The organism is Streptomyces sp. NRRL B-1140, from assembly GCF_001280065.1.
Taxonomy (GTDB): domain Bacteria; phylum Actinomycetota; class Actinomycetes; order Streptomycetales; family Streptomycetaceae; genus Streptomyces.
This window is the reverse complement of record NZ_LGEA01000047.1, coordinates 15,656-37,050: the sequence shown is the minus strand read 5'-3', so window position 1 is coordinate 37,050 and position 21,395 is coordinate 15,656. Positions and strand designations below refer to the sequence as shown.

Annotated in this window: 17 protein-coding genes; 8 read left to right on the top strand and 9 right to left on the bottom strand. The window is 71.3% G+C overall.

Going from position 1 to position 21,395, the window contains the following annotated elements; genetic code table 11:
• Window positions 1-61: 61 nt before the first annotated feature.
• Window positions 62-661, bottom strand: coding sequence for a DUF998 domain-containing protein (locus ADK65_RS06985; RefSeq protein WP_053668923.1), 600 nt, complete (start codon window positions 659-661; stop codon window positions 62-64).
• A gap of 138 nt (window positions 662-799) precedes the next feature.
• Between ADK65_RS06985 and ADK65_RS06980 the strand changes: the two genes are divergently transcribed.
• The 5 genes from ADK65_RS06980 to ADK65_RS06960 all read left to right on the top strand — a co-directional run bounded on the left by ADK65_RS06980 (window position 800) and on the right by ADK65_RS06960 (window position 5,108).
• Window positions 800-1,798, top strand: a complete 999-nt coding sequence (locus ADK65_RS06980) for an inorganic phosphate transporter (RefSeq protein WP_053668922.1) — start codon at window positions 800-802, stop codon at window positions 1,796-1,798.
• 19 nt (window positions 1,799-1,817) lie between these two features.
• On the top strand, window positions 1,818-2,432 hold the full coding sequence (locus ADK65_RS06975) for a hypothetical protein (RefSeq protein ID WP_053668921.1): 615 nt from the start codon (window positions 1,818-1,820) through the stop codon (window positions 2,430-2,432).
• Between the two features lie 247 nt (window positions 2,433-2,679).
• Window positions 2,680-3,510, top strand: a complete 831-nt coding sequence (locus ADK65_RS06970; RefSeq protein ID WP_053668920.1) for a PP2C family protein-serine/threonine phosphatase — start codon at window positions 2,680-2,682, stop codon at window positions 3,508-3,510.
• 50 nt (window positions 3,511-3,560) lie between these two features.
• Window positions 3,561-4,571 carry an MASE1 domain-containing protein gene (locus ADK65_RS06965; protein WP_199825578.1) on the top strand — a complete coding sequence of 337 codons (1,011 nt, stop codon included), beginning with the start codon at window positions 3,561-3,563 and terminating at the stop codon, window positions 4,569-4,571.
• A 39-nt stretch (window positions 4,572-4,610) separates the two neighbouring features.
• A complete protein-coding gene (locus ADK65_RS06960; protein WP_053668918.1) occupies window positions 4,611-5,108 on the top strand; it encodes a molybdenum cofactor biosysynthesis protein in 498 nt (165 codons plus the stop codon).
• Window positions 5,109-5,123: 15 nt separating this feature from the next.
• On the opposite strand, the gene ADK65_RS06955 is transcribed toward ADK65_RS06960, so the two are convergent.
• From ADK65_RS06955 to ADK65_RS06945, 3 genes are all read right to left on the bottom strand, one after another.
• A complete protein-coding gene (locus tag ADK65_RS06955) occupies window positions 5,124-5,783 on the bottom strand; it encodes a YceI family protein (protein WP_053668917.1) in 660 nt (219 codons plus the stop codon).
• 190 nt (window positions 5,784-5,973) lie between these two features.
• Window positions 5,974-6,843 (bottom strand): transferase, encoded by an 870-nt coding sequence (locus ADK65_RS06950; protein WP_234352810.1) that lies wholly within the window; start codon window positions 6,841-6,843, stop codon window positions 5,974-5,976.
• On the bottom strand, window positions 6,840-8,105 hold the full coding sequence (locus ADK65_RS06945) for a glycosyltransferase family 4 protein (RefSeq protein WP_053668916.1): 1,266 nt from the start codon (window positions 8,103-8,105) through the stop codon (window positions 6,840-6,842). Before ADK65_RS06945 ends, ADK65_RS06950 begins: the two co-directional genes overlap by 4 nt.
• A gap of 217 nt (window positions 8,106-8,322) precedes the next feature.
• Here ADK65_RS06945 and ADK65_RS06940 point away from each other — a divergent pair, with 217 nt between their 5' ends.
• Together ADK65_RS06940 and ADK65_RS06935 are read left to right on the top strand one after the other, a co-directional pair.
• The gene (locus tag ADK65_RS06940) at window positions 8,323-10,041 is read left to right on the top strand and encodes a VanW family protein (RefSeq protein WP_053668915.1); all 1,719 of its coding nucleotides are present in this window, start codon (window positions 8,323-8,325) and stop codon (window positions 10,039-10,041) included.
• 116 nt (window positions 10,042-10,157) lie between these two features.
• Window positions 10,158-11,543 (top strand): hypothetical protein, encoded by a 1,386-nt coding sequence (locus ADK65_RS06935; RefSeq protein ID WP_053668914.1) that lies wholly within the window; start codon window positions 10,158-10,160, stop codon window positions 11,541-11,543.
• A gap of 53 nt (window positions 11,544-11,596) precedes the next feature.
• On the opposite strand, the gene ADK65_RS06930 is transcribed toward ADK65_RS06935, so the two are convergent.
• The 4 genes from ADK65_RS06930 to ADK65_RS06915 all read right to left on the bottom strand — a co-directional run bounded on the left by ADK65_RS06930 (window position 11,597) and on the right by ADK65_RS06915 (window position 16,362).
• The gene (locus ADK65_RS06930) at window positions 11,597-12,382 is read right to left on the bottom strand and encodes a carbonic anhydrase (RefSeq protein ID WP_053668913.1); all 786 of its coding nucleotides are present in this window, start codon (window positions 12,380-12,382) and stop codon (window positions 11,597-11,599) included.
• 179 nt (window positions 12,383-12,561) lie between these two features.
• Entirely contained in the window at window positions 12,562-14,787 is a 2,226-nt protein-coding gene (katG, locus tag ADK65_RS06925; protein ID WP_053668912.1) for a catalase/peroxidase HPI, read from the bottom strand.
• Between the two features lie 86 nt (window positions 14,788-14,873).
• Entirely contained in the window at window positions 14,874-15,311 is a 438-nt protein-coding gene (locus ADK65_RS06920) for a Fur family transcriptional regulator (protein WP_053668911.1), read from the bottom strand.
• 178 nt (window positions 15,312-15,489) lie between these two features.
• Complete coding sequence (locus ADK65_RS06915; RefSeq protein ID WP_053668910.1) at window positions 15,490-16,362, bottom strand: hypothetical protein; 873 nt, start codon at window positions 16,360-16,362, stop codon at window positions 15,490-15,492.
• A 161-nt stretch (window positions 16,363-16,523) separates the two neighbouring features.
• On the opposite strand from ADK65_RS06915, the gene ADK65_RS06910 reads away from it, so the two are divergent.
• Window positions 16,524-17,969 (top strand): glyceraldehyde-3-phosphate dehydrogenase, encoded by a 1,446-nt coding sequence (locus ADK65_RS06910; protein WP_053668909.1) that lies wholly within the window; start codon window positions 16,524-16,526, stop codon window positions 17,967-17,969.
• A 47-nt stretch (window positions 17,970-18,016) separates the two neighbouring features.
• Here ADK65_RS06910 and ADK65_RS06905 read toward each other — a convergent pair whose 3' ends face one another.
• A complete protein-coding gene (locus ADK65_RS06905) occupies window positions 18,017-21,196 on the bottom strand; it encodes an RICIN domain-containing protein (protein ID WP_053668908.1) in 3,180 nt (1,059 codons plus the stop codon).
• Window positions 21,197-21,395: the final 199 nt, after the last annotated feature.

Sequence of the window (21,395 nt, the reverse complement as noted above, 5' to 3'; positions counted from 1 at the left end):
CTGAGAGCGCTCTCAGAGTTGCGCTTTGGTCCGTACCTGTCAACACATCCGGAGCGCCCGGTCAGCTCGGACATCTGTGGCGCAGGGGTCCGCGCAGGCAGGAGACGACGACTACGAAGGGCCAGACCGACTGAAGGGTCGTCACGGCACGCTCGGCCACGCCGGCCACGCCATGGAGGTGCAGCTCGATCAGGAACCAGGCCGCGCCGACCGCCATGACGGCGGTCGCCCCCAGGGAGGGAAAGGGGCGCAGGGCCCACGGCACGGCGGTTCCCGCCCGGGCGGCCAGCACGGGCCATGCCGCCAGGACCGCGAAGCCCACGGCGGCGACCGAACCGTGACCCAGTGAACCGCCGCTGCTCGGCGCCGGGAACACGGCCACGGCCAGCGCCGACACGCCTCCGGCCGCCAACGCGACCCGCCCCGCCGCCGCGGCCGGGCGCAGACCCCAGGCCGTCAGCAGATGGCAGAACCCGAGGGCGACGAACGCCGCCGTCATCACCCAGGACCCCGAGTTCCCGGGAGCCGCCAGGACGCTGATCGTCTGGGCGGCCGGGTCGTAGGGGGGACCTTGCAGAGACGCCGCCGTCAGCCAGCCCATGATGAGGAAGACCGGAGCACACCCCGACGTCACCAGCGCCCATGTAGGTACAGATCGCATCAACACACCGTAAAGCCGGGCATCGATGTCCTCCGGGTTCCGTCCCCACGGCCGCCTCACGTGGCGTAGTCGCACGGCCCGCTCCGCCCCCGAAGCGCACGATGGAACCGTGCGGCCGACGTCGGGAGGTGATCGCGTATGGAGCTCACCCTCGTGGTGCTGATCATCATCGTGGGTCTGACCTTCGACTTCACCAACGGCTTCCACGACGCCGCGAACGCGATCGCCACCTCGATCTCCACCCGGGCGCTGACGCCCCGCGTGGCGCTCGCCATGGCCGCGGTGATGAACTTCTGCGGCGCCTTCCTGGGCACGGGTGTCGCACAGACCGTCGGCAGCGGCATCATCGGGGCGCCCGAGGCGACGTCCGGGCTGCTGCTCGTCCTGTGCGCGCTTCTGGGCGCCATCGGGTGGAACGTCTTCACCTGGTGGCGCGGACTGCCCACCTCGTCCTCGCACGCCCTGATCGGCGGGCTGGTCGGTGCCGCGCTCGCCGCGTCGGCCACGGTGCACTGGTCGGGCATCCTGGACAAGGTCGTCCTGCCGATGCTGCTGTCCCCGCTGGTCGGCGTGGTGCTGGGGTACCTCCTGCACACGGGCATCCTGTGGGTGTTCCGGCGTTCGGCCCCCCGGCGCACCATGCGGCGCTTCCGTGCCGCGCAGACCGTCTCCGCCGCCGCCATGGGTCTCGGACACGGGTTGCAGGACGCGCAGAAGACCATGGGGGTCATCGTGCTCGCACTGGTCACGGCCGGCTGGCAGGACGACTTCTCGGTGCCGGTGTGGGTGATCGCCGCCGTGGCGCTCGCCATGGCGGCCGGCACGTACACCGGAGGGCGGCGCATCATCACCACCCTCGGGCGGCGCATCGTGCACCTCGATCCGCCCCGCGGGTTCGCCGCCGAGACCGCTGCCGCAGCCGTCCTCTACACGACCGCTTTCCTGGTGAAGGCGCCGATCTCCACCACCCAGACGATCACCGCCGCCATCCTCGGTGCCGGTGCCACCCGGCGCTTCTCGGCCGTACGCTGGCAGGTGGCCCGTTCGATCGGTACCGCCTGGATCCTCACCTTTCCCGGCGCGGGGATCCCGGCAGCGGCGCTCTACCTGCTCCTGCACGCCGTCACCGGTCTGTGACCACAGTCGGAGGCCGTCCATGACCGCTCTTCCCGGCCGTCGGTGGTCCGTGGAGTCCCCCGCCGGGGCCCCGGACGGCCTTCCGCTGCCCGGGCGTTTCGCCCATCTGCACCCGGACGACGGTGCCTGTCTGATGGAGGCCGCGGCGCTGCTGGCCTCCGGCCGTTTCACCGACAGCCCGTCAGGAACGCATCCGGCGCTCGCGGCGCTGGCCCGGGTGGTCAACGACAGCGTCGGTGACGGCGCCCGGCAGGCCTTGTGGCCGCTGGCCGCCGACCTCGCGGACGCCCACCCCCCGGGCCGCGACTACGCACCGCTGCTGGTCGGCACGGTCGTGGACGCGGCGCACCTGGTGCGCCCCTCGTCGCGGCCTCTGGCGCGGTACGGCCGCGCGTGCCGCCGGAGGGCGGAGGCGACCGCCCACGCGTCGGCGGCAGGTGCGGCGGCCCGGACCGCGGATCTGCTGTGGTGGCGCGGGCCGGGGCGGCGGCATCTGGAACACGCGCTCCGGGTGCTGTGCGCCGCCCCGGACGCCGAGCAGCGGCTGTCCGGGCTGTTGCGGCGGGCCGTGGCGCAGGCGCGGGAGTACACGGACGGCGGGTCCCCGGGCAGGGAGCTTTCCTGCAACCGTTAGGCACGAGGGGCCGCCCTGCGCCGTCTCCGCGCTGCTGACCGGCTGCCCGACGTGCGCCGGCTGCCGGCCGGACTGCTCGCGGCCTTGACGCCGGGGACGTCGGTGCGATGCAGGGTACGCGGGGGTGCGCCTGCCCCCGTGAAGTCGTCGTGGAGGCGTTCGCCTGAGTATCATCCTATGGACGTAATTCGGGTGATTTGCCTTAGCGGGTCATCACCTACCGTGGCCATCCTCGCCGGAGTGAACCATGTCCCGCACCGGCACGACGGACGACGGCGACGAGCTGCTGACCAGGCTCGGGGCCCTGACGGCCCAGGCGCGTGCGCAGGCGGAGATGCAGAGGTCCCGCGTCGAGCTGGCGATCGCCTTGCAGCGCGGCATGCTGCCGCGGGACCTGCCCCTGGCCCGCCGGCTGCACCTGGCCGTGCGGTACGCGCCCGCATACCGGGGGCTCAACGTGGGCGGCGACTGGTACGACGCCTTCACCCTGGGCGACGGCCGGATCGGTCTGTCCATCGGGGACGTACAGGGCCACAACATCGAGGCCGCGGCATTCATGGGGCAGGTGCGGGCCGGGCTGCGGGCACTGGCCTCGGTCACCGGCGATCCGGGGGAGGTGCTGGCCCGGACCAATGATCTGCTGCTGTCCCTGGGCTCCGACCTCTTCGCCACCTGCACGTTCATGCGGCTCGACCCGTGTGCCGGGGTGCTGGAGAGCGCCCGGGCCGGACATCTGCCCTGCGTGTGGGCCACGGCGGACGGCAAGTCCGGCCTCACCGAGGACGAGGGCGGGCCGCCCCTCGGGGTGCAGGCCGGGACGCGCTACCCGGTGACCCGGTACCGGCTCACCACGGGCGGCGTGTTCGTCCTGCTCACGGACGGCGTCGTGGAGGGGCCGTCCATGCGGCTGGACGAAGGCCTCGACCAGGTGACGCGACTCGCGGGCATCGCGGCCGTGGCGGGCATGGACGTGGACGCGCTCGCGGCCGCGGTGATCAAGGGCGCCGAGCGTGTGGGACACGACGACGACGCCGCCGTCCTGGTGGTCGGTCTCGACGGGCCGGACGCTCAGCCATAGGGCGGCACGACGCCCGCCCCGCCTCGCCGAGGCGTCGGCCCCGGTGTCTCATGGCTGCTGTGGTGGGTAGCCAGGATCTGCGTACGCCGGCCGTCGTCGCTCTGCGGACGCTGGCCGTCGCCGCCTGCTACTACGTGTCCGCGCAGTTGGGACTGCTGCGGGAACTGGTCGTCGAGGGCGCGGTCGTCACGCCCATCTGGCCTCCCACCGGTGTCGCGGTCGCCTGCCTGCTGATCCTCGGACTGCGATGCTGGCCCGGGATCGCCCTGGGCGCCTTCCTCGTCATCCTGTCCCTCACCTCCCTGACCCCCTCGGCTCTCTGCGTCCTGGCGGGCAACACGGCCGCCCCCGTGGCCGGGTACCTGCTGCTGAGGCGGGCCGGTTTCCGCACCGATCTCGCTCGGCTGCGGGACGGCCTCGCCCTGGTCTTCCTGGGTGCCTTCGCCGCCATGCTGATCAGCTCGACCACCGGCGCCGGCATCCTGATCGCCACCGGCCGGATCGAGTGGCCCGGCTTCTGGGCGGTGTGGCTGGCCTGGTGGGTCGGTGACGCGATGGGCGTCCTCATCGTCACGCCGGTGCTGCTCCTGTTGTCCCGCGTGCGCTTCCCCCTGCCCCTGTCGCGCTGGAAGGAGGCCGTGGGGCTGGCCGTCATCGCGTGTTGTCTCGTGCCGGTGGCCGCCCACAGCTCGATCAGTCTGCTGTTTCTCGTCTATCCCCTGCTGATCTGGGCCGCCCTGCGGTTCCAGCTGGCGGGCAGCCTGCTGTGCGCCCTCTTCGCCTCGGTCATGACCACGGTGGCGGCGACCGACCGGGTGGGCCCGTTCGAACGGCTCAGCCGGGTCGAGGTGATGATGAAACTGCAGGCCTTCAACGGGGCGATGGCTCTCACAGCCCTGATCCTGTCGGCGGTGATCACCGAGCAGATCTACACCCGGCGTTCCGTCGAGCGCGCCTGCCAGGAGCTGGTCGAGGTACTGGAGCACCTCACCGCGGGCGAGACGGCGGACGGCCGGGCACCCGTGGAGGACGGCGGGCTCGGGCGGCGGCCGGAGGAGTGACCGCCGACCAGCCGGCCTCGAGCACCTAGGCTGGGAGCCATGACCCAGGTCGAGGTGCTGCAGCTGCTGGTCTCGTCCGCCCACCGGCTGGCCGGGCGTCCGGCTGACGGGCCCTCCCCCGGCCCGGCCGACGAACGCGTCACCCGGGTGGAGGTACGGCGTGAGCTGGGGCTGGTCGGCGACCGCTACTACGCCCGGCCCGCGCACCGGAACGCGGCGGTGACCATGATGGCCTCCGAGAGCCTCCCGGCCGGTGCCGATCTGCGGCACACCCGGCGGAACATCCTGCTCAGCGGCGTCGACATCGACTCCTGCGTCGGTGCGACGATCTCACTCGACTCCGGCACCGGGCCGGTCCTGTTCGCTGTGAAGCGGCCCGCGCGGCCCTGCGCCTGGATGGACGTCACCATCGGCCCGGGCGCGCAGCGCGCCCTGCGGGGCCGTGGCGGCGTGCGATGCACGCCGCTGAGCGACGGGGTGCTGACACTCGGCCCGGCCACGTTCCAGGTCGTGGCCGGGGCCGACGCGGGGCCCTGAAACTCCTCGAGGCGGTCAGCCGCCCGACGGTGGCGTACGGATGGCAGCGATGTCGAGCTGCAGGCGCACCTTCTCGCTCACCATCGCACCGCCCTCGGCCAGCCTGCTGTTGTAGGTCAGGCCCCAGTCCGAGCGGTTGATCGTGGTGGTGCCGTCGAAGCCGACCCGGTCGTAGCCGAAGGGGTCGGTGACATTTCCGATGTACGTCATGTCGAGCACCACCGGGCGGGAAACGCCTTTGATGGTCAGCTCGCCCGACATGCTGAACAGGTCGGCGCCCGTCTGCTCCACCGCCGTGCTGGTGAAGCGCATACGCGGATAGGTCGCGGCGTCGAGGAAGTCACGGCCGACCAGATGCGCGTCCCGCTGCTCCACACCGGTATCGACACTGGAGGTGAACAGAGTGATGTCGGCCCGTGACCGTGCGGGGTCGTGCGCGTCGAAGTACAGGCGACTTTCGTACTCGAGGAAACAACCGCGCACGGTGGTCACCATCGCGTGCCGGACGGAGAAGCCGATCCTGCTGTGGGCGGGGTCGACGACCCATTCACCGGACAGATTCGCCAGGTGAGGGTCCGGCAGCACGGCAGTGGAGGATGCCGGTGCGCCGGTGGGGCGCTGTGGGGGAAGCGGTGCCTGCCGGCGGGACGGCACGACGCGGCTGAACAGGTTCATGATTCATCTAGGTACTTGAGTTTGGTTATAGCCGCAAGTCCCCTTCCGTTTTGAGGCTGTTGACAACGAGCCCCTGCCCCCTTTTGCCGCCGCTTTGCACAAAATCCACACACGGCTGTCGCGGCGCACCACCGGAAACACCATCCGAAACTCCAGGAATTTTCATTTCGGGCATTTCGGTGAATCGTTCTTACGTCGCTTCTATCGCGAGGTCGTTGTCGACGGTGTAATAAGGGCGAAGAGTGCGGCCGTCCGCCTCGACCGGCGGGTAGACGTACACGTGCTTGCGGTCCGCCACGTCGTCGAGCAGCCGGCCGACCCTGACGGGCCGTGCCTCGGCGGCGGGCCGGATGAAGACGTCCCAGATCCGGGTCGCTCCCGCACCGTCACCGGTCAGGTCCCCCGGGCCGGCGGTGAAGGAGAAGCCCCTGCCGTCACCGTCGAGCCGGGGGGTGAGGATGCGCACGGTGTCGGTGCCCCGCAGGCGCAGGCGTACGGTGGCGTCCTCGTGGAGCTCCGCACCATGCAGGCGGGCCGCGATCGTGATGGTCCGGTCCGTGAGGTCGATGCCGCGGGTCTCCGCGTGGGCGGTGCGCCGCCAGGCCCTGAGGGCGAGGAAGCCGTCCTTCGTGGCGTACGGGATCCGGACCGCGACCGGCGAGGGCCGGTCGCGCAGGTGGCCGTCGACGAGGGTGCGCAGGTCCCGCAGGCCGGGGCGGAGCCGCCGGCGCTCTGCACCGGGCTCCGGCACCAGGTACACGTCCCAGCGGCCCTCGTCGAGGACCGGGCGGGATTCCAGCACGGCGTGCCGGTGGCCGTCGGTGCTGTCGGTCTCCAGGTCGAGGACGTGGACGGTCGTCTCGGGCAGGCCCTTCTTGGGCCGCAGCCGCAGCAGCAGCCGGGGGCGGGCGGAGGCGGTGGGCGGCAGCCGGAAGGTGATGCGGCCCTCGGTGTCGATCGTGCAGCCCGCCCGCGGGTCGGTCTCCAGCCGCGGACGCGCCGTCGCGCTCTCCGGCGTGCCCTCGTGCGGGGTGCCGTGCTGGTCTTCGGGGGTGCTCATCGGTGTCCCTTCCGTATCGAGCGCAGTACAGCGGCGGCTGCGGCGTGGGCGGCGTCGCGGGCCGCGTGGCCCCGGCCGGCCAGGGGGCTGTGGGTGCGCTGGTCGTGCGGAGTGGCCGTGCGGCCCGTGCCCTTGGCCTTGGCGGCGGTCTCCAGGAGGCGTTCGGCCTGGGCGACGACAGGGCCGGGGGCGAAGCGGCGCGCGTTGTCCAGGGCGGCTCGGCTCATACGACGGCGCCGCTCGTCGTCGCCGACGAGTTCCAGCAGGGCCGCGGCGAGCGCGTCACGGTCCCCGACCGGTACGAGCCGGCCATCGGTGCCGTCCTCGATGATCTCGCCGGGGCCGTAGGGGCAGTCGGTGCTGACGACGGGCAGCCCGCAGCGCATCGCCTCGACGATGGTCATGCCGAACGGCTCGAAGTTGGACGCGGCCGCGCCGATCGATCCCTTGGCCCACTCGGCCTCCATGGGGGTGGCGGCCCCCATCAGGAACACGTTGTTCCACAGCCCGAGCCTCTCGATGAGCCGCCGCAGGCCGGCCTGCTCCTCGCCCTTGCCGTAGATGCGCAGCTGCCAGTCCGGGTGCGCCGCGGCGACCTGGGCGAACGCCTCGATGAGGAGGTCGTAGCGCTTGACCGGCACCAGACGGCCCGCGGCGATCACCACCTTGGCGGTGCTGTCCGCGGGAGGCAGACCCGGATCGGGGACGCTGTTGGGAAGGGCCTCGATGTGGACGCCGGGCAGCCACATCTTGCGCCGGTAGGCGGCGGCGTCCGCTTCCGTGACGGTGGTGATCACATCGAGCCGGCGGTAGGCACGGCGCAGGGCGGTGCGCAGTCGCGGCGAGTGGTTGTCGAGCGTGAGGTGCTCCTGACCGACGCGCAGGACGTGCTGCGGGGCCTGGCGGGCGATGTGCACGTTCAGACCCGGGCGGGTGCCGATGACGACATCGGTGTCGAGCCCTTCGAGGCACTCGCCGATGCGCCGGTCGGTCAGCTCGCTGTACTGGTGGTGGCGGTACTCGGCGGACGGGAACACCTTCGCCGGTCTCTGGTGCAGCGGGTCGTCCGCCTCCTTGCGCAGATCCACCAGCGCCCGCAGCCGCACCCGTGGGTCCAGAACGAGGTTGGGGCGTTCCCGGTGCCGTAAGGCGGAGACGATCTCCACGTCGTGCCGCTCGGCCAGGGCCCCGGCCAGGTTGAACGTGGTGGTGATCGTGCCTCCGATTCCGTAGGCGTTGTGGATCAGGAAAGAGATCTTCATGGTGGCCTAGACCGTGTCAACGCCCCGTTCGTTGTTCGTCGTTACCACTCTGTGCCCGTGCCCGTCGCCGAGCCGTATTCGCAGTTTCCGGAACGATCTCGGACATAAGTGGTCTGGGCCATATCGGTTTGCCCCTGATGTGTGGATAGCTTGATGTGTTTGCCCGCGCATCGTCGCGTTCTCGGGTGCACCCTCGTATCGATTCTTCAGGAGACCCATGCGCCCCCGCACAGCCTTCGTCCCGCGCGTCACCTCCCTCCCGCCCGTCGCCTTGGCCGGCGGCGCGCTGGCCGTGGGGGTCGGCGGCCTGTATCTCGCCGGACTGCTCCTCACGGGCGGTCATATCGACTCCGGCACGACCGTGCGCGGGGTGGACATCGGGGGGCTGAGCCGGCCGGAGGCGGTGGCGAAGCTGGAACGGGAGCTGGGGCCGGCCGGCGCCCGGGAGCTGCCCGTCAAGGTCGGCGAGCGCACGGGCAGGGTCGATCCGAGGCGTGCGGGCTTGTCCTACGACGTCCGGGAGACCGTCGACCGGGCAGCGCGCACCGGCGCCGATCCGGTCAGCGTGTTCGGTGGGTTCTTCCGCTCGGGCGGAGACATCGAACCGGTCGTGCGCCTGGACGAGGGCAAGGCCCACACGGCCCTCGGGCGATTGGCGAAGGGACTCGACCAGCAGGTCAGGGACGGCGCGGTCGCCTTCGACAGCGGGCGCGTCACGACGGTCGCGCCGCGCACGGGGTACGCGCTGGACGTGAACGCCGCCCTCGGGCCTCTGCGTGCCGCCTTCCTGCGGGGCGGCACCGGTACGGCCACTCCCCTGCCCACCCGCGAGACGCGGCCGAGGGTCACCGCCGACGAGGTGCGGCGGGCGGTGCGCACCTTCGCGGAGCCGGCCGTTTCGGGCCCCGTCACGCTCACGGCGGCGGGCAAGCGGTTCACCGTCGGCCCGGACGCGCTGGGCGAGCACCTGACCATGCGTCCGGACGCCGAGGGCAGGCTCGTACCGGAGCTGGACGCGAAGGGCCTGCGTGCCGAGCCCGCCGTGGCCGGGCCGCTGGACGCCATCACCACCACCGCGCGGAACGCGAAGCTGCGGCCGGAGGGCGACAGGGCCGTGGTGGTCCAGGACGCCACGGTGGGCCGGTCGGTCGACGACAAGGCACTGGGCAAGGCAGTACTGCCGCTGCTCACCGGATCGGGCGCCGACCGCAGCGGCGAGGTGGAGGTACGCCGGACCCAGCCGGAGGTGACCCGCGAGAACGCCGCGCGGCTGGGACTGACGGAGAAGATGTCCTCCTTCACCGTCCACTTCGAGCCGGCCGAGTACCGCACGAAGAACATAGGCCGGGCCGTGGAGCTCATCAACGGCTCCGTCGTCGAGCCGGGCGAGACCTGGAGCTTCAACCGGACCGTCGGTGAGCGCACCAAGGCCAACGGCTTCATGGACGGCATCATCATCCTCGACGACAAGTTCACCAAGGCGTCAGGCGGCGGGGTCTCGTCCGTGGCGACGACCGTGTACAACGCGCTGTTCTTCGCCGGGGTGAAACCAGTGGAGCACGGAGCGCACTCGTTCTACATCGAGCGCTACCCGGAGGGCCGCGAGGCGACGGTCGCCTGGGGCAGCCTGGATCTGCGGTTCACCAACGACTCCGGCAAGGCCGTCTACATCCAGGCCGAGTCCACCGACACCTCCGTCACCGTCTCCTTCCTCGGCACCCGCAAGTACGACGAGGTCAAGTCCGTCACGGGCCCGCGCACCCATGTGAAGCAGCCGGAGAAGAAGGTGAGCCACGACAAGGAGTGCGTGCCGCAGACGCCGCTCGAAGGGTTCGACGTCACCGTGGAGCGGGTGTTCTACGACGACGGCCGGGAAGTGAAGCGGGAGTCGTACCGCACGCACTACACGCCGCGGGACGAGATCGTCTGCGAGTGACCCGCTCCCCGGTCTTCCCGCTCTGCAACTCTCCCTGTCCAACGAGGCGTTGACCCGGCCCAGGTGGGCCAGCACAATAAGCGCCCACTGGGTGAGAGCGCTCTCAAGGGAGATCCATGACTGGCAGACAAGGCCCGGCGCTCAGCCGGCGTTCACTCATCGGTGCCGGACTCGGCATCAGTGCCGCAGGGCTCACCGCCGCCGCCCCGGGGCAGGCCTTCGCGGCCGGCTCCACCGGGTCCCGCCCGTCATCGGTCCGGGGGTACGCCTTTCTCGCCGCCGCCATGGACGCCTACCCCGGCCACGGCGAGCTCCGCCTGACGCAGAGCTACACCGACCAGGCCGGACTGTTCAGCACCGCGTTCACCTACGACAACGCCCTCGCGCTCCTGGCCCACCTCGCGGCCCGCACCCCGGCCGGACTGGCCAGGGCCAAGGCGCTCGGCGACGCCCTGCTGCACGCCCAGAGCCACGACCCGGCGTACGACGACGGCAGGCTCCGGCAGGCCTACAACGTCGGGCCGTACACCTTCTACGACGGCTCGCTCCAGCCCGACGGCTTCGTACGGGCCGACGGAACGGCCAACGTCGGGACGCAGTTCGGCTTCACCGGAACGGCCGTGGGCGACATGGCCTGGGCGGGCATCGCGCTCGGCGCCCTCGCCCACCGCACCGGGGGGCGACGCTTCCTCGACGGTGCCGTGCGGATCGGCGAGTGGATCGAGCGGACCGGCCGCACCGACGAGCCCCTCGGCGGCTACAAGTTCGGGGTGGACGGGGCGAATCAGAAGCTGCCGTTCACCTCGACCGAGCACAATACCGACCTGGTCTGCCTGTTCGGCAGGCTCGCCCGGCTGACCGGCAACCGGTTGTGGCTGCAGCGACGCGGGCGGGCCGAGGCGTTCGTGCGCCGGATGTGGGAGCCGTCCGGGGGCTTCTTCTACACCGGCACGAACGACGGTGTGACGGTCAACAAGTCCCCGGTTCCGGAGGACACGCAGACCTGGACGCACCTCGCGCTGGACTCCCGCCGCCACTCCCGTTCCCTGGACTGGGCCGTGTCCGAGCTGGCCGTCCTGGACCACTCCGGGCGCACGAACAGCACGGTGCCCGCGGGGCAGTCGTACGAGGGGGTCACCTTCAGTTCGGCGAGTCTCGTCGCGAACGAGGACGCCCCGATCGCCGACGGCCAACCCAGACCCGATCGCAACGGTGTGTGGTTCGAGGGGACGGCGCATCTGGCGCTCGCCCTGCGCTGCCGCGGGGCCCGTGGCGACGGGGCTGAAGCCCGGCGTCTGCTCGCCTCGATCGGGCGGGCGCAGGATCTCCTCGGCGACGGCCAGACCGTCGGGGGCAAGGCCCTGCCCGAGCGCAGCGGGGTCGTGTCAGCCAGCAGTCCGCTGGACACGGGCTTCGGATTCGGTTACTACCCCTACCGGCACACCGGGGCGACGGCCTGGTACCTGATGGCCGCGGCCCGGTTCAATCCGCTCCAAGTGTGACGGAACGGCCCGGCCCGCCGTCGTGCGCGGCGGGCCGGGCCGGCTCCTTCCCCTCAGGCGAGGCGGCGGACCGCCTGGGTCGTGAGTTCGTATCGGGCGCCGACGATCGCCAGCTTGCCGGTGCCGATCCGGGCGGCGAGATCGGGTTCCGCGGCCAGCCGGGAGCGCACGAGACGGACGTTGGCGCTCACGGTCGCGTCGATCCGGGCGTCCCCTTCCTGGCCGTGGTCTATGGCGGGGCGTATCTGGTCGACCAGGTACTGCATGTGGGCGGGCAGGTGCTCTCCCGTCTGCTCCGCCGTCACGGCGGCACGCACCGCGCCGCACGACTGGTGGCCGAGGACGACGACCAGCGGTATCCCGAGCTCCAGGACGCCGTAGGCGACGCTGCCGAGCACGGCCTCGTCGAGGACCTCGCCGGCGGTGCGGACGGTCATCAGGTCGCCCAGACCCTGGTCGAAGACCAGCTCCGGCGGGACACGCGAGTCGATGCAGCCGAGCACGACCGCGAAGGGGTGCTGGGCGGTGGCCAGCGTCCGCCGGATGGCCGGGTCCTCGTGCGGGTGGCGTTCCCGGAAGGCCTGCCAGCGGCGGTTGCCGGCGGTCAGTTCCCGCAGGGCTTCGCCAGGGGTGCCGGGGCGTGGCTCCGCGGGCCCGGAGCCGGCCGGCGCGGCGGTGGCCGGGCGCGCGGCCCCGAGACCCGCGCCCAGGGCCGCGGCCCCGGTCAGCGCGGTGCGCAGCAGGGTCCGGCGGAGGGTACCGCCGGTGGAGGGCCGTGAACCGGCGACGGGGTGCGGTTCAGGGCCGGTGCCTCTGTGGGAGGTGGCAAGTGAGTTCACGGCCAGAACGTATGCCCGAAAGCGCGGCGGGCCGCGGTCCTTGCCATTTCATGGTGAGAGTTGGGTAAGTGATGTTCTTACCTTGAACGCCTTTTGACGGTCCCTCAGGCAACGGTCCCTCAGGCAACCGACAGGACGCCCGGGCCTGCCGGCCCGGGCGTCCTGTCGTACGGGGGTGATCAGACCAGGTCGAACCGGTCCAGGTTCATGACCTTGACCCACGCCGCGACGAAGTCGTTGACGAACTTCTCCTTCGCGTCGTCGCTCGCGTAGACCTCGGCCAGCGCGCGCAGCTCGGAGTTCGAGCCGAAGACCAGGTCGGCACGGGAGCCGGCCCACTTGACCTCGCCCGTGGCGGCGTCGCGGCCCTCGAACGTGGTCTGGTCCTCGGTCGTCGACTTCCACTCGACGCCCAGGTCGAGCAGGTTCACGAAGAAGTCGTTGGTCAGCGAGCCGGGCGTCTTGGTGAAGGCGCCGAGCTGGGACTGCTGGTAGTTGGCGCCCAGCACCCGCAGGCCACCGACCAGGACGGTCATCTCGGGGGCGCTGAGGGTGAGCAGGTTGGCGCGGTCGAGCAGCAGGAACTCGGCCGGCAGGCGGTTGCCCTTGCCGTGATAGTTGCGGAACCCGTCGGCGGTCGGCTCGAGCGCCTCGAACGACTCGGCGTCGGTGTGCTCCTCCGTCGCGTCCACACGGCCGGCGGCGAAGGGGACCTCCACCTGGAAGCCGGCTTCCTTGGCGGCCTTCTCGACGGCGGCGGTGCCGCCGAGGACGATCAGGTCGGCCAGGGAGACCTTCTTGGCGCCGGCACCGGCGTTGAACTCCTGCTGGATGCCCTCCAGGACCCGCAGGACCTGCGCCAGCTCGTCGGGCTCGTTGACCTCCCAGCCGCGCTGCGGCTCCAGGCGGATGCGGGCGCCGTTGGCACCGCCGCGCTTGTCGCTGCCGCGGAAGGTGGACGCCGAGGCCCAGGCGGTGGACACCAGCTGCGAGACCGACAGGCCCGACTCGAGGAGCTTGGTCTTGAGGGTGGCGATGTCACCGTCGTCGATGGTCTCGCCCTGGGCCTCCGGCAGCGGGTCCTGCCACAGCAGGGTCTCCTCGGGGACCTCGGGGCCGAGGTACAGCGACTTCGGGCCCATGTCACGGTGGGTCAGCTTGAACCACGCGCGGGCGAAGGCGTCCGCGAACTCCTGCGGGTTCTCGTAGAAGCGGCGGGAGATGGGCTCGTAGATCGGGTCGAAGCGCAGCGAGAGGTCCGTGGTGAGCATCTTCGGACGGTGCTTCTTGGAGGAGTCGTGCGCGTCCGGGACGATCTCCGGGGCGTCCTTGGCCACCCACTGGTTGGCGCCGGCGGGGCTCTGCTCGAGCTCGTACTCGAACTCGAAGAGGTTCTTGAAGAAGCCGTTGCTCCACTGGGTCGGCGTGGTGGTCCAGGTGACCTCCAGGCCGGAGGTGATGGCGTCGCCGCCCTTGCCGGTGCCGTAGGTGCTGCGCCAGCCCAGGCCCTGCTCCTCCATGGAGGCGGCCTCGGGGTCGGCGCCGACGTTGTCGGCGGGACCGGCGCCGTGGGTCTTGCCGAAGGTGTGGCCGCCGGCGATCAGGGCGACCGTCTCCTCGTCGTTCATCGCCATGCGGCGGAACGTCTCACGGATGTCGCGGGCCGCGGCGATCGGGTCCGGGTTGCCGTTCGGGCCCTCGGGGTTGACGTAGATGAGGCCCATCTGGACGGCGCCGAGCGGGTTCTCCAGCTCGCGGTCGCCGGTGTAGCGCTTGTCGTCGAGCCAGGTGGTCTCCGGGCCCCAGTAGACGTCCTCCTCGGCCTCCCAGACGTCGGCGCGGCCACCGGCGAAGCCGAAGGTCTCGAAGCCCATCTGCTCCAGGGCGACGTTGCCGGTGAGGATCAGGAGGTCGGCCCAGGAGATGGACTGGCCGTACTTCTTCTTCACGGGCCACAGCAGACGGCGGGCCTTGTCGAGGTTGCCGTTGTCCGGCCAGCTGTTGAGCGGGGCGAAGCGCTGCTGTCCGGCGCCGGCGCCGCCGCGGCCGTCGCTGATGCGGTACGTACCGGCGCTGTGCCAGGCCATACGGATCATCAGCGGGCCGTAGTTGCCGAAGTCGGCGGGCCACCAGTCCTGGGAGTTGGTCAGCACCTCGGCGATGTCCTGCTTGACGGCGTCGAGGTCGAGGTTCTTGAAGGCCTCGGCGTAGTCGAAGTCCCCGCCGAGGGGGTTGGCGACCTCGGGGTTCTTGGCGAGGATCTTCAGGTTGAGCCGCTCGGGCCACCACTGGCGGTTGCCACCGCCCTGGGTCGGGTGCAGGGCGCGGCCATGCGCCACGGGGCAGCCGCCTCCCGTCTCCTCCGACTTCGAGTCGGTGACGATCGCGTCGTGGTTCTCAGTCATGGAAATCCTTCCGGACGGGTTGGATCACAGTGCTCGGGTGGATCGCGGTGCTCGGGTGGATCGCGGTGCTCGGGTGGATCGGGTGCTCAGGTACTGCGGGCGGTGGAGCAGGCGGGGCACAGGCCCCAGTAGATGACCTCGGCCTCGTCGACGGCGAAGCCGCGGTCGTCGGACGCGGTCAGGCAGGGGGCGTGGCCGACCGCGCAGTCGACGTCGGCGACGGCTCCGCACGAGCGGCACACGAGGTGGTGGTGGTTGTCGCCGACCCGCCCCTCGTAGAGCGCCGGGCTGCCGGGTGGGTCGAGACGGCGTATGAGCCCGGCCGCGGTGAGGGCGTGCAGCCCCTCGTAGACGGCCTGGACGGAGATGTGGCCCACGCGGCCGCGCACCTCGGAGGCGATCGCCTCGGCGCCGAGGTGGTCACCGTCCCGCACGGCTTCGAGCAGCGCGACACGGGCGGCCGTCACCCTCAGGCCGGCACCTCGCAGCTCCTCGGCGGTGGTCGGGTTCCCGGTTGCGGTCATGGGATCAACCTAGCCACACAAACACGATTGATTCAAGAAAACGAACGGTTCAATTTTGGTGTCGGGAGTGTGAGCCTTTGCGGGACGGGCCACTTGAGACCTGTGAGCTCCGCCACAGGTGCATGATCGCGCCCTCGCGGGCATCGGGTGCCGCGCACCGCCGTCGCGGTCGCGCGCGTCACGCGTCCGGTGAGGCCAGGCGTTCGAGATGGGCGGCCGCCGTCGCGGCTTTGCGACCCGCCTCCCGGGCCCGGCGGTCCGCGGCGCGCGCCTCCTCCCGGGCGGCCCGTTCGGCGAAGCGGGCCTGCTGGTGCTCCTTCCTGGCGCGCTCCAGTTCCCCGGTGAGTTCCTCCACGCGCTGCTGCAGGCCGTCGACCCGCCCTCTCGCCTCCGCCGCCGCCCGGCCCGCCGCTTCCGCCTCACCCCGCAGCTCCCGCAGCGCACGCTCGGCGGCTTCGGCCTCCTCGCGGGCCCGGTCCAGCCTGCGCCGACGCTGCTCGCCCGCCTTTCCCTCCGGGCGGGAGGGCGCGGGCCCGGGCGCCCTTGCGGGGCGCTGCGGCCGGGCACCCTCGGCGACGGCGGGGAAGCCGACGGCCGCGCTCAGCGGCTTGGCCAGGCGGCCTCCGGCCCAGGCCCGGGCGGCCTCGGGGTCGGCCAGCACGGCGTGCAGGGTGTTCTCGACCTCACGCTGCACGCTCTCGCCGATCGGATGCCCGGCCTCCTTCGCGAGCTGCCGCGCCTGCAGGGACAGGGCCCGGATGAGCGCGTGCTGCCGGCGGCTCAGCTCGCGCAGTTGCGCGCCGTCCAGGTCCTGGTGGGCCCGCCTCAACCCCTCCCCCAGGCGCAGCAGGGGCGCGACCTCGTCGGGACTGCTGCGAACCAGGAGATTACTGACCCAGGCGGCGAGGCTGGGCTTGCGCAACGCGCGGATCCGCTCGGCGAGTTCCCGGTCGCCGGCGGTGCGGGCCGCGGCCATGGCGGAGGCGCGGGCGGCGGTGAACTCCTCCGGGCGCAGGGCGTACAGCTCGTCGGCCACGGAGTCGTAGTCCATGGGCACCCCTTTTCGCACAGAAGATCCTGTTTCGATCGTCTCAGGCGCTGCCCGTCGAGGCGCGCGGAGCGGGTGGCTGAACGCATCGGAGGCACCCCGTTCACGCCCCGGAAAATCGACGGTTTAACATATGAGCGCCGCCTAGCTCGAAAGATGGACTCGTGACTGTCAACGACGACTCGTTCACCAACTGGAAGATCCGCGAGGAGATCGCGGAGTCGATGATCCCGATCATCGGGAAGCTGCACCGTGAGCAGGACGTGACGGTCCTGCTGCACAGCCGCTCCCTGGTGAACAAGTCGGTGGTGAGCATCCTCAAGACCCACCGGTTCGCCCGGCAGATCGCCGGTGTGGAGCTGTCGGTCACCGACACCCTGCCGTTCCTGCAGACCCTCACCACGCTCGACCTCGGCCCCTCCCAGATCGACATCGGCCTGCTCGCCGAGGCCTACCAGGCCGACGACCGGGGCCTGTCGATCGCGGAGTTCACCGCCGAGGCCGTCGCCGGTGCCACGGGCGCCGACAAGATCGAGCGCCGCGAGGGCCGGGACGTCGTCCTCTACGGCTTCGGCCGTATCGGCCGGCTCGTGGCCCGGCTGCTCATCGAGAAGTCCGGCTCGGGCAACGGTCTGCGGCTGCGGGCCATCGTCGTGCGCGGGGGCGGCGAGCAGGACATCGTCAAGCGCGCCTCGCTGCTGCGCCGCGACTCGATCCACGGCCAGTTCCAGGGCACGATCACCGTCGACGAGGCGAACAGCACGATCGTCGCCAACGGCAACGCGATCAAGGTGATCTACGCGAACGACCCGTCCGAGGTCGACTACACGGCGTACGGCATCAAGGACGCCATCCTCATCGACAACACCGGCAAGTGGCGTGACCGCAAGGGCCTGTCCGAGCACCTGCGCCCCGGTATCGACAAGGTCGTGCTGACCGCTCCCGGCAAGGGCGACGTCCCCAACATCGTGCACGGCGTCAACCACGACACGATCAAGCCGGACGAGCAGATCCTGTCCTGCGCGTCCTGCACCACGAACGCGATCGTGCCGCCGCTGAAGGCGATGGACGACGAGTTCGGGGTCCTGCGCGGCCACGTCGAGACCGTGCACTCGTTCACCAACGACCAGAACCTGCTGGACAATTACCACAAGGCCGACCGCCGCGGCCGGTCCGCGCCGCTCAACATGGTCATCACCGAGACCGGGGCCGCCTCCGCCGTCGCCAAGGCGCTGCCCGACCTCAAGGCGCCGATCACCGGCAGCTCGATCCGTGTCCCGGTCCCCGACGTCTCGATCGCGATCCTCAGCCTGCGGCTCGGCCGTGAGACCACCCGCGAGGAGGTCCTCGACCACCTCCGCGACGTCTCCCTGACCTCGCCGCTCAAGCGCCAGATCGACTTCACCACGGCTCCCGACGCGGTCTCCAGCGACTTCATCGGCTCGCGCCACGCCTCGATCGTCGACGCCGGCGCCACCAAGGTCGACGGCGACAACGCGATCCTCTACCTGTGGTACGACAACGAGTTCGGCTACTCGTGCCAGGTCATCCGTGTCGTGCAGCACGTGTCCGGCGTGGAGTACCCGACGTACCCGGCTCCGGCGGTCTGATCCCGGGGGACAGAGCGCGGGGCGTGCGGGCCCCGCGCTCTGGTGTGTCACCCGCGGGTCAGCTCGATCCGGTACACCCGTGCCTGTGAACCGTCCTCGCTGGTCACGGAGACGATCCGGGCCTCCTCGGCTCCGGCCCCGTCCCGGCGGACCGTCACCTTCGCGTACGGGTCACGCGGTGTTGCGGTGATCTCGGCGCGGCCCGGGCGGTCGACCGCCACCCGGTAGCTCGTCCGGTCCGGCTCGAAGCCGCTCACGGACGTGCCGTCGACGGCGATCGACGTGGCAGCTGCGTCGGCGGAGACGCCCGGCGCCTTGGCGAATACCTCGATCTCCCCGAGCGTGATGTAACCGCCCGGCCGGGCCGTCATCACCACGCGCACGCCCGTCACCGGGCCGGCGGCCCGTACCGGGACGTCGGCCACGGGCGTCCCCTCGGTGCCGACGGCGACCCGGTCGCCGGCGTCGGACCAGCTGCCGTCGGCGCCGCGCACCTGCACCTTGAGGGACTCCGCGAAGCTCACGTTGGTGCCGTCGCGGTGGAAGTGGGTTACGACCCTGGTCAGGTCGCGTGCCTCGGGCAGGGTGAAGGTGATGGTGTCGGACGGGTTCTTCGTGCCGGACCTCCAGTTCGACCAGGCCTTCTCGGACGTGGTGCCGTTGCGCAGGCCCTCGGCCGAGTAGCCGCTCTCGGTGTAGGTGGCGGCGACCGTCACGCGTTCGTCGCGCGCGGCGTCGGTCTCCTCGGGGCTGGTCACCTGGACGCGTACGCCCGCCGCCGCCGTGTCCCCGCCGGGGATCCGGGCGGTGCCGCGCAGGTTCACCACTCCGGTGTCGTCGAACGCGCCCTCGGGCACGGGGTCCCAGGTGACCGGGAGGTCGGCGGTTCCGCCGTGCCGTCCCACGCCGGTGACCGTGGCGGGCAGGTCGGGCCGCCCGCCGGTGTAGGTCTTGGCGCGGGCCGGCCGGGTGGCGGCGATGGTGTCCACGGTGACGACCGCCTCGGCCCGGACGGCCCGGCCGAGGGCATCGGTCGCCCGGCCCTTCACACGTACCGTCCCGGGCTCGCGCCAGCGTGATTCGGAGGGCTGCGTCCACTCGACCGGGAGCGCGCCGCGGGCCCCGTCACGGAACACGGGTGTCACGGTCCGGGGCAGTTCGGGGGCCCGCCCGGGGACGGTGAAGGCCTTGGCCGTCTCGGTGCGGAGCACCGTCTCATCCCTCACGCCCCAGCGCTGGTTGGCGTTGGAGGTCGGGAGGTGGGCGGAGACCCGCGCGCCGTCGGCGGTCGACTGGCCGACGACATCGAGGAGACGACCTGTCGCGGCGTTGACGAAGGTCCAACTGCCGTCCCCGGTGGTCGACATGATCCAGTGTGCGGCCGGTGTGTCCCCGTCTTCGAGTACGGCCTCGTCGTCGCGCACGGCGAGGTGCCTGCCGTCGGCGGCGTTGACGAGGGCGTAGCGGTCCCGGTTGCCGCCGCCTCCCGTCAGCCGCTTCACCGACCAGAGTTGGGACGTGGCGGCCGGGTCGGCCGTGCGCACGACGACGCCGTCGCCCTCGGCGGACGGGGCCAGGGACTTGCCGCTCTGGGTGCCCTGGAGGCGGTAGACGTGACCGGGCTGGACGAGCGCGGCGTCCTTCGCGGTGCCGGACACGCCGTCGACGAGGAGGGTGGTCACCGACTTGGCGGGGACCGTCACGGTGGCGGAGGCGTCCTCGGCCTGCACGGGTCTTCCCCGCACGAGGGCGCCGTCGTCGCTGGTCACCACGGGCGTCACGGTGGCACCGCGGGCGACCCGCCGGAACTTCGTCAGATCGAGGGTCACCGCACGCGGGGTCGTGCCGTTGTTGACGTGCACCACCGTCGCCGAGCGGCCGGACTTGCCTACGGCGGCGACGCTGGAGGGGTCGTCGACCTTGACGAAGTGGTCGCCGGGGCGGATGTGGTGGGTGAAGTTGCGCAGGGTGTGGAACTTCGTGTTGGCCTTGACCGGGCAGGTCTCCAAGGTGTCCTCGGAGGTGCAGTTGAACGGGATGTGGATGCTGCCCCAGTTCTTGCCGGCCTGCGCCTGCGGGATGGAGTCCTCGACCGGCTGCCACAACACCCAGGCGGACGGCTCCAGTTCACGGATGTCCTCGACGACCCGGGTGGCGATGCCGAGTCCGGGTTCCATGCCGGTGAAGTCGGTGCCGGTTCCCCAGGTGCCCTCGACCTCGCTCATCCAGAACGGCTTGCCGGCGGCCTTGGCGCTGTCGCGGGCGCTGGTGCGCATGCCGGTGCCGTAGGTGTGCACGTTGAGTTGGTCGACGGCGGCCCGGGCGGAGCTGCCGTAGGCGTTCCAGTTGCGGACGAAGGTGCTGGGGTTGGTCTCGTCCATCGCGGAGACCGTGGCGCGGGTTCTCGCCTTGGCCAGGGCGCGTTGCACGGCCAGGACGACTTTCTGCTGGAGTTCCGGACCGGCGTGCGCGCCTTCCTGACGTCCGCCGGTGGGCTGTCCGTCGGCGCCGATCCGGGTGCCCCAGTAGGTGGTGTTGGGCTCGTTGAGCGGGGCGATGGTGTCGAAGGAGATGCGGTGCTTCTTCTCCAGTCGGTCGGTCACCTTGACCAGGTAGGTGGCGAAGTCGTCGACGCGGTCCGCCCGTATCTGGTCGGTGCCCGCGTCGAAGCCGCCCGAGACGTAGCCGCTCACGGTCTGGAACCAGGGCGGTGAGTTGCTGAACGCCTCCCAGCGGGTCACCTTGCTCTTGACACGGTCCACCCACCAGCGCTGGCCCGCGTCGGCGGACCAGTCCCAGTGCCCGGGGTCGTCCGGGTTCCACCAGTCGGTGTCCTCCCTGGTGGTGCCCTCGGGAGCCTTCCAGAAGCCGTCCATCGTCGCGCCGGTCTTCATGTAGTCCTTGCGGACGTCGGGGGCGTTGCCGCCACCTATGTTGTAGCGCGCGATGTTGAGGCGGAGTCCGTCCTCGCCGAACAGCATGCCGGCGAGCTTCTGCCGGATGGGTTCCGGGTAGCGGCCGGTGATGTTGGCGAACCAGACGAGGCTCGTCCCCCACCCTTCGAACTCCTGCTGCCGGTAGGACGGGTCGATCCGTACGGTGACCGCGCTCGTTGGCGGATCGGCGGCGGCAGCGGTGGCGGGAGGCACGGCGACGAGGCTCGCGCCGAGGGCTGAGGGGACGGTGATCGCCAGTGCCGTCCGGGCGAGGCGATGTCTGCTGGACATGGATTCCCTTCGGGAGCGAACACAACCGCGCAGAGTCGATCGAGCTTCCCGAATGTTTTAGGACGGCAATCAACACGTCAAGAGATGGGGCGAGTTGGGGACCCGTGGTGTGCCGCCGCGCGACGTGTGCGCGCGGGAGGGGCCGACGGCCGGCCACGCAGCCGGTCCGCCACGGGGCGGACCGGCATGCTCGGGCGCC